The sequence below is a fragment of the Mucilaginibacter sp. genome (assembly GCF_039925265.1).
Taxonomy (GTDB): Bacteria; Bacteroidota; Bacteroidia; order Sphingobacteriales; family Sphingobacteriaceae; genus Mucilaginibacter.
In genome coordinates this window covers 29107-45786 of record NZ_JBDSZG010000050.1, presented here as the reverse complement: position 1 = coordinate 45786, position 16680 = coordinate 29107, and the positions used below count along the sequence as shown (strand labels likewise).

General features: G+C 42.2%; 9 protein-coding genes. 2 read left to right on the top strand and 7 right to left on the bottom strand.

Going from position 1 to position 16680, the window contains the following annotated elements; all coding sequences use genetic code 11:
- Positions 1-4: 4 nt before the first annotated feature.
- The 6 genes from ABIX36_RS23025 to ABIX36_RS23000 form a co-directional block, all read right to left on the bottom strand.
- Entirely contained in the window at positions 5-6181 is a 6177-nt protein-coding gene (locus ABIX36_RS23025; protein WP_348084516.1) for a hypothetical protein, read from the bottom strand.
- A gap of 18 nt (positions 6182-6199) precedes the next feature.
- Positions 6200-7879, bottom strand: coding sequence for a hypothetical protein (locus ABIX36_RS23020; protein ID WP_348084515.1), 1680 nt, complete (start codon positions 7877-7879; stop codon positions 6200-6202).
- Between the two features lie 63 nt (positions 7880-7942).
- Positions 7943-9706, bottom strand: coding sequence for a hypothetical protein (locus tag ABIX36_RS23015; protein ID WP_348084514.1), 1764 nt, complete (start codon positions 9704-9706; stop codon positions 7943-7945).
- Between the two features lie 101 nt (positions 9707-9807).
- Positions 9808-10422 carry a hypothetical protein gene (locus ABIX36_RS23010; protein ID WP_348084513.1) on the bottom strand — a complete coding sequence of 205 codons (615 nt, stop codon included), beginning with the start codon at positions 10420-10422 and terminating at the stop codon, positions 9808-9810.
- Between the two features lie 94 nt (positions 10423-10516).
- Complete coding sequence (locus ABIX36_RS23005; protein ID WP_348084512.1) at positions 10517-12631, bottom strand: ATP-binding protein; 2115 nt, start codon at positions 12629-12631, stop codon at positions 10517-10519.
- Positions 12624-13349 (bottom strand): LytTR family DNA-binding domain-containing protein, encoded by a 726-nt coding sequence (locus tag ABIX36_RS23000; RefSeq protein ID WP_348084511.1) that lies wholly within the window; start codon positions 13347-13349, stop codon positions 12624-12626. The genes ABIX36_RS23005 and ABIX36_RS23000 overlap by 8 nt, the downstream gene beginning before the upstream one ends.
- Before the next feature lie 575 nt (positions 13350-13924).
- Here ABIX36_RS23000 and ABIX36_RS22995 point away from each other — a divergent pair.
- Both ABIX36_RS22995 and ABIX36_RS22990 read left to right on the top strand, forming a co-directional pair.
- A complete protein-coding gene (locus ABIX36_RS22995) occupies positions 13925-15445 on the top strand; it encodes a hypothetical protein (RefSeq protein ID WP_348084510.1) in 1521 nt (506 codons plus the stop codon).
- A 554-nt stretch (positions 15446-15999) separates the two neighbouring features.
- The gene (locus ABIX36_RS22990; RefSeq protein WP_348084509.1) at positions 16000-16128 is read left to right on the top strand and encodes an SDR family NAD(P)-dependent oxidoreductase; all 129 of its coding nucleotides are present in this window, start codon (positions 16000-16002) and stop codon (positions 16126-16128) included.
- A gap of 33 nt (positions 16129-16161) precedes the next feature.
- Here ABIX36_RS22990 and ABIX36_RS22985 read toward each other — a convergent pair whose 3' ends face one another.
- Positions 16162-16443 carry a hypothetical protein gene (locus ABIX36_RS22985; RefSeq protein WP_348084508.1) on the bottom strand — a complete coding sequence of 94 codons (282 nt, stop codon included), beginning with the start codon at positions 16441-16443 and terminating at the stop codon, positions 16162-16164.
- Positions 16444-16680 lie beyond the last annotated feature (237 nt).

Here is a 16680-nt window from a genome sequence, read left to right as displayed (position 1 = left end):
AGTGTTATTTTGTTAAGTGTACGTGGAATTTAAAATCTTCTGCTAATTCTTTTTTAAGTTCCAAATTAAGGCCAAGATCTAACTGCCCAACGCAATATATCAGGCTGGCTTTTACGCCAAAACCCACAACTCCCGCAAGGTTGGTGCCTGTATAAGTAAGATCGATATAAGCGTCGGCCCCACCGGCTAAGCCAAGCGAGCAGAGCTCAAAATTGTACAGACAACTTGCCTGTGCAAATGCTTTACCACCTATATTAACCTTTACACCATCTTTAATATTTAAAGAGGTATGCAAATCGATACCGGCCGAGAAATCGAAGTTTGGTGTAAATGCGTTTAATCCCGGTATATCCATTGGCATGCCTGGCAGTTGCGGCAAATCTTTTTTGCTTAGTGATTTCATCACGTTTACGTAAAAGCCTTTTAAACCATTATTTATCTGCGGCAGTTCGTTATATAGGGTTACACTCAGTAAATCGTTATACATGTACTGCGGCAGCGCTGCATCATAAAAGCCTAATGCTATGCCGCTTTTTATAACGCCTAAAATTGGTAATGGCGTAAGCTTGGCATTGGTAATGGCCCCGGCTATAATAAAACCTTTGCCATCAATCTGCATATTTATTAAACCATCGTTAATGGTAACCGGCCCTAAAACGATGTTAGCACCTTCAATTTTTAACGTTCCCTGTAATATCTTTTGCTCAAAATCAAGCGTAAGTGCAAGGTCGCCAAATGGTGTTGTTATGCCCTGCAGCTCTATTGCTTCACCTTTTACACTGGCAACCGCACCGTTAACCTCAAAGTCAATCAAATCGGCACCCGGCTTAAGCACGCTAACGCTTTTGCCAGTTGAATCTGCATTGTTAAAGCCTTCAGGTTTGGCGGTAAATTTCAGCAAATTCCATTTTGGGCCTTCCACCTTATTACCACCGGTGGTAATGTATAATTTTTTACTGGAGCCGCCCATGGCTATCAGTTGTCCTTCGGGGATAGCCATGCTTGTGGCGCCCGGGGTTTTGGTAATGATGCCCTGCACAGGTGGAATGGCATCGGCTATGGAGTTTTTGTAAATGAGCACCTCGCCGGTAACCTTTAAAAGATCTTTAGCCAATTCAAATTTTTGCCCGTTGTATTTTACTTTGCCCGGCATTTCAATGTCGGTTTGTAATTTATCAACAGCACATACAATGCCGGTGGCAGGGTCGGCTTTGGGATCGAAAAAGTTTTTGTAGAATCTGAATCTGCCGGTTACATTGCTATTGGCGCCAGGTATCATCAGGTCGGTATTACCTACCAGCGTAAAGTAATCCTTACCCACCTCAATACCGCTAATGGTTTGGGCAATTACGTTGTAATAGGTATGTTTTGCAGCATCTACCAGTACCTGCCTATGCTGCCCATCGCTGTAGGAGCTGAGCATATTGATGTCTATCTTATCGCCTGTGGCAAGGTTAGGCAGGTTGTTAATGCTGGCAACCGTTTTACTGGTATTGGTAAAGTTAATGCGGTAGTGCGGCTTTTGATCAAACGGTGCGGCAGCATCATAATTCAAGGTGATTTTTGTGCCCGGCGTTAAATTAAGCGGCGTTACGCCACCAAGACTTATGGCCTCCTTACCTGTTAAACTATTGGCACCAAGATCAATACTTGTTGGCATAATGATCAAATCCTTTAGCGGGACATTTGGCAGATCAGTTTGCAACGAGCCATTGGTTACCCTGAAACCGCCCTGGTTAACATCATAACGCAATCCGGTACCGTTAACTGCCCAGGTTTCCAGCGGCAGATTGATATTACCATCGTATTCCTGCCAAACAATATTATTTGGCGATACCCTGATGAAACCGGCTGGCAAGGTGCTGACGCCAACCAACGGAATCTGCAATTTGATATCAGAAGCCAGGTTAAAGCCTGCCTTCTCAAAATATGATCCACCCGGTGAAAGCGTAGCTGCAAAGTTATGAATAGAGAACCTGCTTTTCCCATAAAGCGGCGTTACACCAAACTTGGTTTTTGCCACATAACTATTGTTGGCTGCCATTATTGGTAATGGCCCCGGTACTTTGCCGGGCGTGCGTATGTAATCTTTCAGCTGGAATTTGCCTGTATAATTATAACTGAAGTTAAATGATCCCAGTTCGGATGTGAGGTAACCGTTTAACGTGCCCGAGCCATTATTGTTAGTGATTGTCAGCGGCTGGTATTGATATTGCACATCTGTACCCAATATCTCGCAAGCGTATTGGTCAAACGCTGTTACATTAAACGATGACCGCTGTAGCTGGATGGAACTTGCTACAGGTTTAATAGTTTGCTCTGTAGCAAGTAAGCCACCACCACTGTTAGCTATTTTAACTTCCAGGTCGGTAAATGGCAACCGCGCGTTTGCAATAGTGGTTTTAAAGTTCGCATTTGCCGGAAGCTTCACAAACGAGCCACTTATTTTTATGCTGCCCGCCGTTAAGTGTGGCGGTTCATTAAGCTCTACGTCAAGTCCCCATATTTTTGCGCTGGCATTTAGCGGTGCCAGGTAAAAGGTTGCCGTACCTGCGCCGTTAAGTCCCTGCACGTCCTGCATGTCGCGGATGTAGCCGGGAGCGCCACTTTTAACCGCGTAAATTTTAGATGGATATTGCAGGTAGGCATCATACATTTGCATGTAAGTGCCCGCGTTTATTACGCCTGGTAAATTGTAATGGCCGGTATTGTCGGTATAAGTTTCGTTTTGGATCTCGCCATCGCCGTTACTGCCGCTAACACTGTAAACCCGGGCGTTTGCTACCGGCTTTTTAGTAACCTTATCATAAACATAGCCGCTAAACACCTGGCCTTTCTTCATAGTAATAGGCACTACCGAAGCTGTTTTAGCTATTGGTATCTCTATGTAGTCATCGTAGCTAACAAAGCCGTTTGCCGTAATAATTACGTGAAACTCGTTATCTGGACTGGCAAGCGCCATGGCAGATGTTAAGCCCAATTGGTTGCTTGGGTAGGGCGTTTGGTTATTACTGGTTACAATGGTTGTGCTTTGCGGTACGGGTTTGCCGTACTCATCAACAATTTTAAACTGTACGCGGTGTAGCTTCTCTTTAACAATGGTTAGGCCTGTCCCGTCGCCGGCAACATTGCCAACCAGTGTGTACTCGTTGAATTTTATGTTCGCGTAAAATGCCTCTCTAAAATAATTGTCAACGGCGGGTTCTATTTGTACGTAAGCGTTGCTGCCTGCCTCGCAATTTTCAATGCTGTACCAGCCATTACTCGCCGTTTTTATGTAAGGGCCATTGCCAACACGCACGTTGCAGATTACAGGTTCACCTTTTTCGTTCACCACGTGCCCAACTATCTTGCCCGAACCTACCATTACCTGCTCAACTTGCGCGGGGTAGCGTTCGCCAAATAATATTTTTTGTTTGGTGGATACTATTTTATCAACATAACCCGGTTTGGATATTACAATGGTGCGCAGCGGGCCAGTTACTTTTACCTCGCTGCCTTGTAACTCGGTATTAACGGCCAGATCTTTCAAATGCACGTATCCATTCTCATCGGTGGGCACTGTAGTTACTTTAGCGAACAGCGATGCTATCCAACTATCATTTAAATATTCGGTAATGGTAACTTTTGCCCCAGCTATGCCTTTGCTTACACCATTTTGTACAGCCAAAGCGCGTAAGTATATTTCAGGTTTTTTAGGTGTTAGTATGATCTCTTTTTTGGACGTACCGACATAGCAGGTTGAATTTAGCTTATCGGTAGAAAAATTACCATCGTACTGGAAACCCATATCCTTCTTAACTCCTGAATCATCGTACAGTAAGGCATCCTGCAATTCGTACGCCAGGTTGCCTTCGTATTTCTGATCAAGCGCCTGTACGATTTTTTTAGCCGAACTAAGGTTGTAAAAGGTGATCTTTCCCATAGCATCGGTTTTACCAAGGTCTATTACTTTAGCAGGCTGGCCCTGTACGTCAGGCGTTAAAGCGATATAATCTTCTATTTTACCCTCGTACGGGTAACTGCTTGTTGATAATGGATAACTCCAGGACGTGGCATTTAACCGTACCGGGTAACCTGCTACAACCGTGCCTTTTTCCAGTGCCTGATCGGCTATTTTAGTTGTCGATCTTAATGTTATCTCCAGGTTATGCGACCAAACCAGGATCACCTCTTCGGGCAATACAGTTGTTTTACCGGGCTGCGGGAATAAGATTATATCCGAATTGCAAAACTCCTGCTCGGCAACGGCAATGCGCATTACCCCATAGGTAAACGTAGTAGTGCTGGTGCCGGTTGGGGTATATACCTCTTTAGCCTTACCATATTTATCATAGGATTTTGTCATTTTCTGATCCTCAACTTTGTTGGCATCCAGTAAACCCAACTTATAATCGTTAAGGAACGACATAGAAAAGTTGCCATTTTCATCAGTGGTAACGGTTTTAACCACCCTATCGGCCTTGGCCTGAAGTGTACCGAACAGTGCTGAAGTATTCGAGTAATTAAAGATCTCTTCGTCACTCATCGCGTGGAAATCCGAATATTTGGACGGCGCGCTTACGGTGGTAGTGAGCACGGTGTAAACTAATTTTAACCGGGCATTTTTTAGCGGCCTGTCCCCATTCTTCTTATTGTAAAAATTGGCGCAGATAAACTCCGGCATTAAGGCATCATAATTATACTCATTGGTGTAAGTCAACGTACTTGTATTTAATACCTTTTTACTTGTTTTTGGAAAACTGAAAGGTATGATATTAGGTTGTTCGTTACCGTCTTTATACCGGTAAGTATACTTACCCGTAATAGTGCTGTAGGTTGGCGTAGCTTCAACCACCGGTTTTGGCAGCGGAAGATATTTAAACAGGATAATTTCGCTTCGGCCTAAATTTGCAAATCTATCAAACGATCCTTTTGGGAGTTTAGCTGTAATTTGCACGGCATAAGTAGCGCCGGTATCCAGCTTTACCCTGTGCTCACCGTTTAATACGCCAAAGTTTTGTTTGCCAAAACTACTGTTTGATACCGGAGGCCCGGTTATATCATAAGTTGTCGCCGTAGTTGTATCGTTTAAAACTATCTGTACATTGTTATCTAAAAACTGTTGTGGAGGAGTAGTATCATTGGTTATTTTACCAATTTTTATACCGTATCTAACCAACCCTGCAGCCGGCGCCGCCCCATCCCATGCAAAACTGATGTTTGGCTGCGTAGGTGTAAGCAACCCTTTTAGTTGCATAAAACTGGCGTTTGCCAGTGGCGCGGTTATGTTTGGCGCAGGTAGCAATACCTCCGGCCCTTTATAAGTGAAGATGCTTGCAGGGCTTACGCCATTGTTTTTAAATACCACTTTGCCGGCTGCGTCAAATGCTTTTACACGCCAGGCGTAGCGTTTGTTCAGTTTAAGTGGTGGGTCCATGGCGCTAAGTATGTAGGTTTGGGTACTCAGTGTTTTGTTAATCAGCGGGAAAGAGGTAGCATTAAGCACCTGGTTGGGGTTGGTAGCCACATCCGGCATTTCGGCCACTTGTAAAATGTATTGCGTGGCGGGTGGGGCATATCCGGCGTTGGCCCACACAAATGGAATAACTTGCGGAGCGTTGGTAGCGTTTTGAAATATTTTATCGGGCATAGGGCCCAACAAAATAGGTGCTTCGGGGTAGGCAATGGCGATATTGGTACATCCCAGCGGCGCTGTGGATGACAGCACTTTGTTTGTTTTCATATCTACGGCCTGTATACAAAGGCTATAATTCCCTTCGGGTAAGCGTGATGTATAAACCAGGCGACTTTTATCAACGCCATAAACATTGAGCGTGTTGAGGTCGAAAATATCGGGTAAAGCCAGGCCGTTTAGTTGCTTGCTCTCATTTGGCCCAAGGTTGATAGGACTTAGCGGTACATAATTTGATTTGGTAGTTAAGCGGATACCATTGTCCCCTTCTAATTGACCAACCAATTTAATGCTAATGGGAGTGGTGGACAAGTTTTGCAGCATTAGCAATACTTTTGATGCGTTTGGCCCCGAATAATCAGAATAATAAGGTGAGTAGGGCGGCAATACGTTTAAAACAATATTAACGGTTTGGCCATATAGGCTTGCGCCGTGCAATAAAAAGAACACGACAAGTAAGATCAGTGCCCCTTTTAATTTTTTTATAGATAGATAAATACTTTTCATAACGGTAGCTATTAAAATTTAAAAGGAATGAACTAACCCCAGGTTGGTACGCACCTCGTTAAAAGAGGGTAGAGTGACATCATTCGAGTTGCTTTTTAAATAATTGAGTGTCAGGTTAGCAGCATCGCGTTTGCCAAAGCGGTAAGATGTGGTTGCGTTGGTATTGAAAATATTGCCGGCATCAATATTATTGTTGCGCTGCAACTGGTAACTTACCGAACCACTAAAGCCAAACCTCCCTTCTGTTTTATTTAACCCAAGCGTTGGGCCGTAAAATATGGTGCGGCCAAAAGCCACATCGGCAATAGTATAATTCATATTTGCGTTTATGCCAAAGGCCTTTTTTGGAAAGCTAAGCTGGTAAGAGAAATTCCCCGTTTTGCTGTTCGATTTACTGTTAGGCGCAGTAAATGAGTTAAGATCAACCAACGATTGCAGGTTACCTACCAGCACGAAGCCGTGGGTGATAGTTTCGCCGTTTACGTTATAACGTAGTATTGCACTTACATTATGGTTAGTGCGCGCAACCCTGAATTGATCTATAATTGGGTTAAGCCCCCTGTCCTGCGTAATGCCAAAGTTGCTGTACCTAAGATCAATACCATAATCAGGTTTGTTGTACGATATATTGAATGACCCTATTTTTCGGTTGGATTGATAGGCCTTATCTTTTAGTAAATTATCGTTTTGTAAACCAAAACTACCGCTTAACTGCATCTGCCCCTGTATTAACCTTAAGGCGCCCTCAACGGTATAGCTCTGCGCGTCTGTTTCAAAATAGTAAGCCCCCATACTTTTATAATCAGGATCTATCCGGCGGTATTTTAGTTTGATGTTATAGATTTTTTGGTTGTAAGCGATGCTGGTTTGTACGGCGGTCAACAGCTGAGTTGACGCATTCAGTGTGATCAGATCGCGAATAAAACCTATCCGGCCCAATTCAAGCTTACCTGCCGTGTCCGAGAGTAAGTTCCGGGTATAAATACTGCCCGAAGCATCGGCATCAAACACAAAATGCTTTAAAAAGCTAAAGCGGGTTGATATACCCAGCACCATATTTTCAGCCGGGTCAAGTATGCCTGAAATAGGTTTTACATTCAGGGAGTTGATATCATCTTTTGCTTTCAGATAAATGATATCAAAGTGGTTACGCTCGGTACCCAGGCCCAGTTTAATACTGTAGCCTGTCCGGCGGTATGATGGTTGCTGCGCCAGGGCCAGGGGCTGTAAAGGGTCTTCTTCAATAGCTTTGTTAAATTGGCCATACATAAAACCAAACCTTAGCTTGCCCGGGTTTAATTCAACGCCGCCGCCTAAAAAGTTATGCCCCGCAAGTGTAAAAGGCGAAAATTCTAAACTCCGCCAGCCGGCGTGCACCGTAGCCCATTTATAGGTGGGGCTAATGCCATATTGATTAAACGGCTGTGTGTAGCTGCGTTCCTGATCGCTCACCACAATGCTGAACGGGAAACTAACCCCATAAATAGATATAGCCGGCGCTCCATTAAAAATATACGAGAAGTTGCGCTGCCGTGCTGGAATACCCTGCACATTGTAACTACCCAACCCTAAGCCTATCGAGCCATTAATGAAAAAGGGTTTTTGAGCGGCCAAATCGCTAACATCCTGTGCAAATGCAACAGGGCACAGCAAACTTATAAGCAGCATCAACGGGATAAATAGTGATATACGTTTCATATTAATTGTTTTATAAAGTGATGGTAAAAAGCAGCAGGCGGTGCCTGCTACCAAAAATTAAGATCACTTTAATATGACGAAATCACTATCCTTTAACCGATACTGCTGCATCAGTTGCTCCATGCTTTGGCGGTTAGCTTGCCGGCCTGCGCTTAACGTTTGTAAGCTGCTTGCCGGTGCCACCACTATACGTACCTTGTCCACATTTAAAAATGCCGCCGCGCTTGGTCCGTATTGTACGTTAATACGCACTATGCCGTCGGTACCCGCTGTATTAAGTTGATAGGTGTAGTTTTGTTGCTTGTCGCCTGTGTTTGTGGTATATGCCAACTGATACCAGTTAGCTGATACGGGGTTATGTAAATACACCATTATCAGGCCGCTTTTATTTACTCCTAAAGCTGTGCCGGGTATAGTGTAAAGCGTTGTGGTATCATTAGGGGTGATGTTACGGTTCATCCGCAGGTAAGCGAACGAGGTACTTGTAAAATCATCAAACCCGCCATAAGCCCAGATAAATGTGCTTTGCGCACTGGTTTCAAATGATTTGATGTTTGCATTCCCATCTGCACCTTTTAATGATGTCGGGCTGCCCCAGTTGCTGCCTACTTTAGGGCCATATATTTCGTAGGTGTCGGTGTTAATATAGAAATCTCCCGGCTTCCCTGTTTCTTCAAACGTAGGCGGCGGTCCAAAACCACTCAATACGGTAGATCCGGACGTGCCGTTAGCACCATTGGCACCTACTAAACTTACGCCCATACCCCAACCCGTCGCTATTTTAGGCCCAAACATCATTTTAGCCATCTTGGCAAAGTAAAAATCGCCAATCTTACCTAATGCAGGTGCAGGGTCATAGTCGCCGCTATATATAACTGTGCCATCAGCACCTGCCGGGCCGGCCGGCCCCTGCGCACCATCCGCACCGCGAAGTAAAATTGGTACGCCCCATCCTGCAGCCACTTTAGGGCCGTAAAGCAGGTAGTTTTGTTTGTCTAAATAGTAATCGCCGTTGACGCCGATATTTGTTGCCGGGGCGCCGTTACCGCTAAGAGTTACGCTACCATTAGTGCCATTTATTCCGTTAGTGCCGTTTTGCCCATTTGTACCATCCTGTCCGTTAGATCCAACGGCGCCATCAGTGCCATCGGTGCCTTTCAGTACAATAGGTGTTCCCCAACCTGTATTGGTTTTGGGGCCATACAACTGGCCCGTGTTACGGTCAAGATAATAGTCGCCATTGCTGCCAATATTGGCTACAGGCGCACCGAAGCCGCTGTAAATTATACTGCCATCCTTACCGGCAGCGCCAGCCGGGCCCTGCGCACCATTAGCACCACGTAATAAGATCGGGATATCCCAACCTGTATTTGATTTGGGGCCGTACAGCATGTAGTTTGTTTTGTCGAGATAGTAATCGCCAATTATACCTATACCGGATGACGGTGCTCCACTGCCACTAAGCGTGGTGCTTCCGTTTTCACCATCGGTGCCGTCGGTTCCATTAGCGCCATTTGTTCCGTTAGTGCCATTTGTACCTATCAGGTTTATTGGATTACCCCAGCCGGCGGCAACTTTAGGGCCATACAATTGGCCGGTGCTGCGGTTTAAAAAGTAGTCGCCTGCTTTGCCGGTGGCAAGAGCAGGTGCGGTTGTTCCGCTATAAATAATACTGCCATCGGCACCGGCCGCGCCAACGGGGCCCGCGGCACCTGTTGCGCCATCGGGGCCGGCTGGCCCTTCAGGCCCAACAAGGCCGTCTTTTGAACAGGAATACATGAGGGTAATAAATGTTAATAATACAACAAGTAGGTGATGTTTTTTCATGGTAGTGGTAGGTTATGATTACTGAATGTAAATGGCTTAGTCGTGTTCCGCTTTTGTAACCGACTAACCACTGTATATAATTGTAGAAGAGAAGTTGAAAACTAAAACCCAGGATGCATGGAGTCAGGGTGATACACCACCCTGAACTTACCCGCCGTTAATTGAGATTTTTGTTGAGGATTAGTTTCGTACAGGGCGTGCAACACAGGCGAAAAAGTGCCTTCAATAATGTAGGCCTTCTTGTCTGTCTTATCTATTTTGATTATTTGCACGGTATTTCCCTGCACCGGATCATCGGCTGTGGTACTTGCCATCTCCCTGTCGGAGCTTTTGGCGGTGGGGTAATAAAATACGCCGCTTTGTATACCATTATCATTACGGGTTGATGGATAATTGCCGGGTTTTAGTCCTGTAGCAGAGTGGAAGGAGAGATCTATCCGTGAGCCGTCGTTAGCTTCAGTAAATATTAAAAGTTGCTTGCCAAGCTCGTGGTAACTTACATTATAGGTTTTGTATTCCTTATCCGGAAAAGCTTCCCATAATTTGCCGTCAATTTTGACGGAGAAATATTCGGTTGTTGAGTTTGCTGTTGCCGTACCCGTACCCGGATTGTTACCCGATGTTTGTTTTGGGGTATTACCACCGCAGGATAATAAAAAAAATAAGGCGGATAGACTCAGGCCGGGCAGTTGTGTGGTTTTTAATAAGTTTTTCATAACGGTGAGATTATGACTTAAACTTAGGTGTACCCTGTTTAACTATCGGTTAATAATCTATGAACGGATTAAAATAATCGGTGAACGGAAGAATTTACGCGAAAACGATTTGCATAATCGTGCCTTCGGCAGTACTGCTAATGTTTAAATTGGCGTTCAGCTTTTGCAATAACTCTTTCACTATCAGCAGGCCATAGCCCGAAGATTTGCTTTTGATGTTTACGGTATTAATCAGTTCTTCTATCCGTTCAATAGGGATAACATCTGCCTGGTTAGTTACCGATAGGTAAAATTTGCCATTTACGGTTTTGCCGGCGGTTAAAATTATCACAGTATTGGTGTAAGCATTATTAATTGCGTTTTGCAATAGGTTACGCAGTATAATTACCAGTAGGTTTTGGTCGCTTTTTAGCTGTAGGAAGCCAATGTCGCCTTTTTTAATTTCAAGCTGTTTATCGGCTGCCTGGCCTTTTACCATCAGCGTAGCTTCATTAAATAAGTCATTAATATCAATATTGTCTATATCCAGTTCAAAATTATCCATCTGACTTTTAGACCAGAGCAGCAAATCCTCCATCGTTTCCAATAAGTCGGATGATGATTGCATTAGTTTTTTTTGATGCAGGTCTTTTTGGTCGGGTGTAATGGCATCCGGTGTTACCTGTTGCAGCTTTAAAAAAGTAAATAACTGACTGATCGGGCTACGCAAATCGTGCGATATGATACTAAAGAGCTTGGCTTTGGTTTGGTTAGCGCCGGTAAGCTGCGCGTTTAAAGTATCTAACTCACCATTCTTTTGGTCAAGCAGCATATTGGCCTTTTGCTTGTTCCTGTAGTTAAGATAAATGGCCGTTAATGCAATTAATAGCAGCGTGGCTAAACCAACCAGCATCCATCGGGTGGTAATTTCCTGCTTCAATTGCAGGCTTTTTATATTATTCTCTTTGTTAAGCGAGCCAATCTGTTTTTGCTTCATTCCGTTTTGAAATACGGCTTCCATTTCTGCCAGGTTTAACGAGATCTTACGTTGATTCAAAGAGTCGGCAATAGTGATGTATTTTTTGAAATAACTGGCAGCATCCGCTGCCTTACCCACCTTCATTTCTGCATCGGTAAGCTTTTGTAGTAGATCGGCATATTGCTCCTTGTTGAAATGCATAGAGCCATATTCGGCCATTTTATAATATTTTTCGGCTGTAAGGATATTGTCGAGCTGCATGTAATAGTCGCCGTACAAAATACTCACTGCAGATACGATCATATCATTGTTTGTGCCCAGTTTGGCCTGCTTGTCAGCCTTATCTATAAAGGTTTTAGCCTGTTTAAAGTCTTTGTGCTTTAAGGCTAAATTAGCCATCTCCAGGTTAGATGATACCAGTTCAGACCATTTTCCGGGTGTTTTGCCTGCCGCCTCATGCAGCTTGTTATAATATTTTAGTGCATTTTTTTGATCGTTAAGTTGCGAGTAGGTCCGCACAAATTTACCGTACGCGCCTACATCGTATATAACCGAAAGGCCTAAAGTAGGGCGTGCTTCATCAAGATATTGCAAAGCTTTTTCGGGCTGTTTCAGGTATAAATATATCTCGGCCACCATAGCTAATTTTGCCCCCTGGTCCAGCTTCTTTTTGATAATGTGAGTGGTATCAGCAAAAGCTTTTGACAAGGCAATGCTCTTTAAGAAATTATTAAGCGCTATACCATAATAAAACTTTTGCTGCAGGTTATACATCCCCAGGTTATAATAAATATCGCCTTTGGTTTTAAGCGTATCTGTACTTTCGGCAATTTGCTTTAATTTTTGTGCGGCATTATCGGCTTTATCCCGCATGCCCAGGTAATGATAAATAAAGACCAGGTTACCTAACGGTTTCAGGCTTTGCTCAATAAACCCTGCCGCTACGCTTTCGCTAACGGCCAGTTCGAAGTGGTTTTTTGCTTCGTTAAAATTTTGCTTATAGTAATAACCAACACCAATAGACTGATTGAAAAAAAATCGAAACTGGTGATCACCTGGTTTTGTGAGTTTCAGGCCATCCTCGCCGGTTTTTATCAGTTCATCAAACGTTTCACTTTTACCGGTCGACGTAGCTATAATAGTTTCGCAAAGTTTCTTTTTTTGGTTCAAGGCTTCCATTCGTTTATCGGCCTGCCCAAGGCAAACAGATGTAAGCAAGATGAAAAAAGGTAATAGCAAACGTTTATGCATACGGTTTAACTTTAAAAGCGTGTTTTGCTTCCCGAAGATAAGTTTTGCCAACGGGTAGTATATCAATACCAATCCCTATGGTTTTTACATTGAAGCTATTCACTTTGTTCAATGCAATAACATAGCTACGGTGTATACGCATAAACTTACCCGTCGGTAGTGACTCCATGAAGTTAGATAGTGTGGTTAACGTTAGGTGTGATTTTTTTTCGGTTACTATTTTAGTATAATCGCCATAGGCTTCTAAATAAAGAATCTCATTAGCGTTTATGTTAACCAGGTTGTGGCCGTCTTTAAATATCACCTTTTCGTTCTCAAAAAGTACATCATAAGCCTGAGCTTTTTCTTTTAGTTGTAAAAAATCTTTTAAACGGCGTATCGTACTATCAAAGCGGCCGCTCTCTAAAGGCTTCAAAATAAAATCAAAAACTTTTAACTGAAAGCCCTGCAAAGCATATTCGGGATGCGAGGATATAATAACGTTGACAGAATTAAATTGGTTTATTGACCGTATAAAGTCGAGCCCGTTTACTTCCGGCATATCAATATCTACAAAAAGCACATCGGGCATGTGTACATCATAAAAGCTTAGGGCTTCCATACAATTATCAAAACTGCCGATCAATTTAAACCCGACATAATTCAGGATTTCTGTTTCTACAGCCAACCGATCAAGCGGGTCATCGTCGATAACGATACATGATAAGTGTTTTGTCATATTGTCGATGTATTTGACATCATAAAAATAACAAAAAACTGTGATGGATGATCTATTGGTCAAACAAATAACTAATCAGTTTAGCGTAACCATACAATCACTAAGACGTGATTTACGATATTAAACAAGAGTATCCGGTAAATGAATGGTCACGCTGGGAGAGAATTAGCAGCATTTTTAACCAGTACTTTAGCTAATGGTATTATTGATCAGTAAATATCCATTTTACTTAGACCATGTTTGAATTTTGTTCAATAACGATATTATGGCGGATATTTTACCCATATTTTTAGGTAAATCCCATCAGGAGTTCGTATTTCTGCATAGTCTTCTATCATTGTCTAACCAGGCAAATGTCTTTTGATCCCCCCATCTTTTATCGACGGATTTAAATCCGCGGCCTTCTCATCAGTTCGCATAAACACAGATAACGGTGATACGACTATTAAATCTACCGATAGGGGAAACAACTGGATTCTAGAATCAGATAGCAGAAATTATTATTAAAGACAAATGATACAAACACAGCTCCTAAATCTATTTTCTATCTTTGATAAACTCGTGTAAGTTGTTAAATGAAATTTAAAGTTGAAAATGGATCCAATCATATTTCAATTGGATTAAGTGATATAGGGAGTTATTTTAGGTTCGACTACCCTTTATCATTGGTATGGAATGATAATCGAGGTTCAGTTGGCAAATACTTCTGTCTTTTACCTTACAGTCAAGCTTATCGCGATGAGTTAAGAAATAAACTATTAGCAAATCTTAACGAAGATTTCTCTAATAATATTGAAGAATTGTACGACCTACTTGGGCCTTTGTTTTCTCTATTTAAAAACGGTGAATACAGTTTAAATTTTTCAAAAGAAAACATTTTTCAGTATCAAACTTCAAGAGATAATTATGCTGAAGTTCATTATTACCCGCTTGAATTGGCTTTTACAGATGCAATAAGCATAGATAAACTCGAAGATGTAAAACAAAAGCATCAAACTTTTTTGGAGGAAAATGCCATTACAAAGAAATTTTATGCCTCCGACATTTTAGATTATACAACTCATAATTTATACGATGCATCGCATTGTTTTTTTGCAACACAGCCTGATACTTGTATAGACCAGAACCGCGTCAACCATTTTGAACAACAAATTTCGGCGGGCGAACTTCCGTTTGTAATTATAATGCAAGCCTCTTGTTATCAATTAGATTTGCATTCATCCTATTTTATAATTGATGGACACCACAAATTACTGGCTTATCAAAAATTAGGGATATATCCATCGATGGCTTTAATAACCTATTTACCTGCATCGTCTGAAGAAATGGAGTTTGATGCTGAAAAATTAGCCACATTACTTTATCCTTGGCAAATTGCAGATCTCTTAGAAAATTGGGATGAAAAAGATACTTACGTTACTGAGAAGTTAAAAAATCCTAACAGCCCTTTGCACCAGTTCATTAAAAATGGCCTCGTCAGGGAATATTATGAAGATAGGAAGTTAAAACACGAGGCGTTTTATATAAATGATAGGATAGAGGGAAAATCGGCAGAATGGTATGAAAATGGGCAATTAAAATACGAACGTTTTTACAGCAATGGTAAAAATGCCGGCGTTTGGAGATATTACGACACTTCCGGGAACATCCACGCTTTACAACCTTATGGTGAAACTGGCCATATCGATGGCGAGTTGATATATTATCATAAAAACGGACAAAAACAATCCAGTCAGTTTTTCAGTAATGGAAAATATGTTGATGGCACCACATCATCGTCATGGTTTGAAAACGGCGATAAAGAAGGAGAAGTCCGTTATTTAAACGGGCAATTAGTTGAAAGAAAAAACTGGAACAGTCACAGGCAACTGGTAAACCATGATTTGTACGATGATGAACAAAAACAATGGGTGAAAAAACCGATAGCGGCGAATTGTCCTCCCCAAAACAAACAAAACCAACCACCCGGCATTTCGCCTAAAAACTTAAACATCATCAGGGAGCGACAATACCCCGAAACCAGCTACAAGTTTACCTGGCGAATATTCGCTGTGGTTTTGTTAATGCTTTTACAATTGATGCGGATGTGCCATTAATACTCGAAGCATTAGCGAATAGCTACCATAATTGTAGAGCCAATAAAGTTGGTAACTTATTGCAACTGGTAAATGAGACAAATAATTTTGTAACGTTCTAAAAGAATAGCCAGATACATATGTGTCTGGCTATATCTGCTCCCCTGACTGGGCTCGAACCATTAAGTTGGCAGGAATCGGGGAGAACCAATTTATAATGAATTTGAGATTGTGGGCTTTACCTATGAATCAATGGTCAATTTCAGCGGAATATCCAATGGAGGAAAGATATCATACGCTGGGATATAAGGATTACATACAGAAATGAGAAGTTAGGTGAAGGCCTGATCAGGATATCGATTAACGTCCTTTTTTAATGCTTTTATTAGTCCGGGGAGCTACGTTCGCAAGTACAGCGTTACTTGCGAACGTTTTTCTTTTTTTTTAGTGTAAAGGCTGCTTTCGATTGAAGATTCCCCAATTCCTGAACTTCTCACCAAAGCATATTTGGACCCCACAGCAAACCTACCCCGCCATTTATACCCGACCTTTGTTTCATATCAAAAACAAAGAAAATGAAAAAAGTAATATTGATAACGGGTGCCTCAGCTGGTATGGGCAAAGCATTTGCTGAAGAACTGTTAAAAGATGGTCACATTGTATACGGTGCCGCCCGCAGGGTTGATAAAATGCGTGATATTTAGCAACTTGGGGTAAAAGTTTTGGTAATGTCCTTATTAACAACGCCGGGTTTGGCTCATACGGACAATAGAAGATGTTCCGATAGCCGATGCAAGATACCAATTGGCAAAACACTGTTCCAATACGTTGGTAAAAAAATGTTTCATTGATTCGCCTATAAGGCCGTATATATCAAAGTCTTCACTAATTTCCCCGATCAGTCTATTCATACCTATCTGGTGTAGTCTTGTTACGGATACGTAAACGTTGGTCGTGCCATCTTTTGCCTTTTCTTTTTTGATGGTGAAGTGCACACCAAATGACTGCGATGTTTTCATCTTTTAACAGTTTTTAAATGAATAAATAATTTAATTACCGCCTGAAACCGTCATTTTTCAGGGCGCAAAAAGGGCGCAGGAAAGAATTTAATTACAGTCTATCTGAGTCTTTTTAATACTTTTTTAAAGATTTAATCACTGTTTAACAGTACATTAACCCCTAAAACAAAAAACAAATTTCAGGGTGCCGGATTGGTGTTCCAAAGTGTGTATTCGTAAGGATTGAAAAGGGTTGGA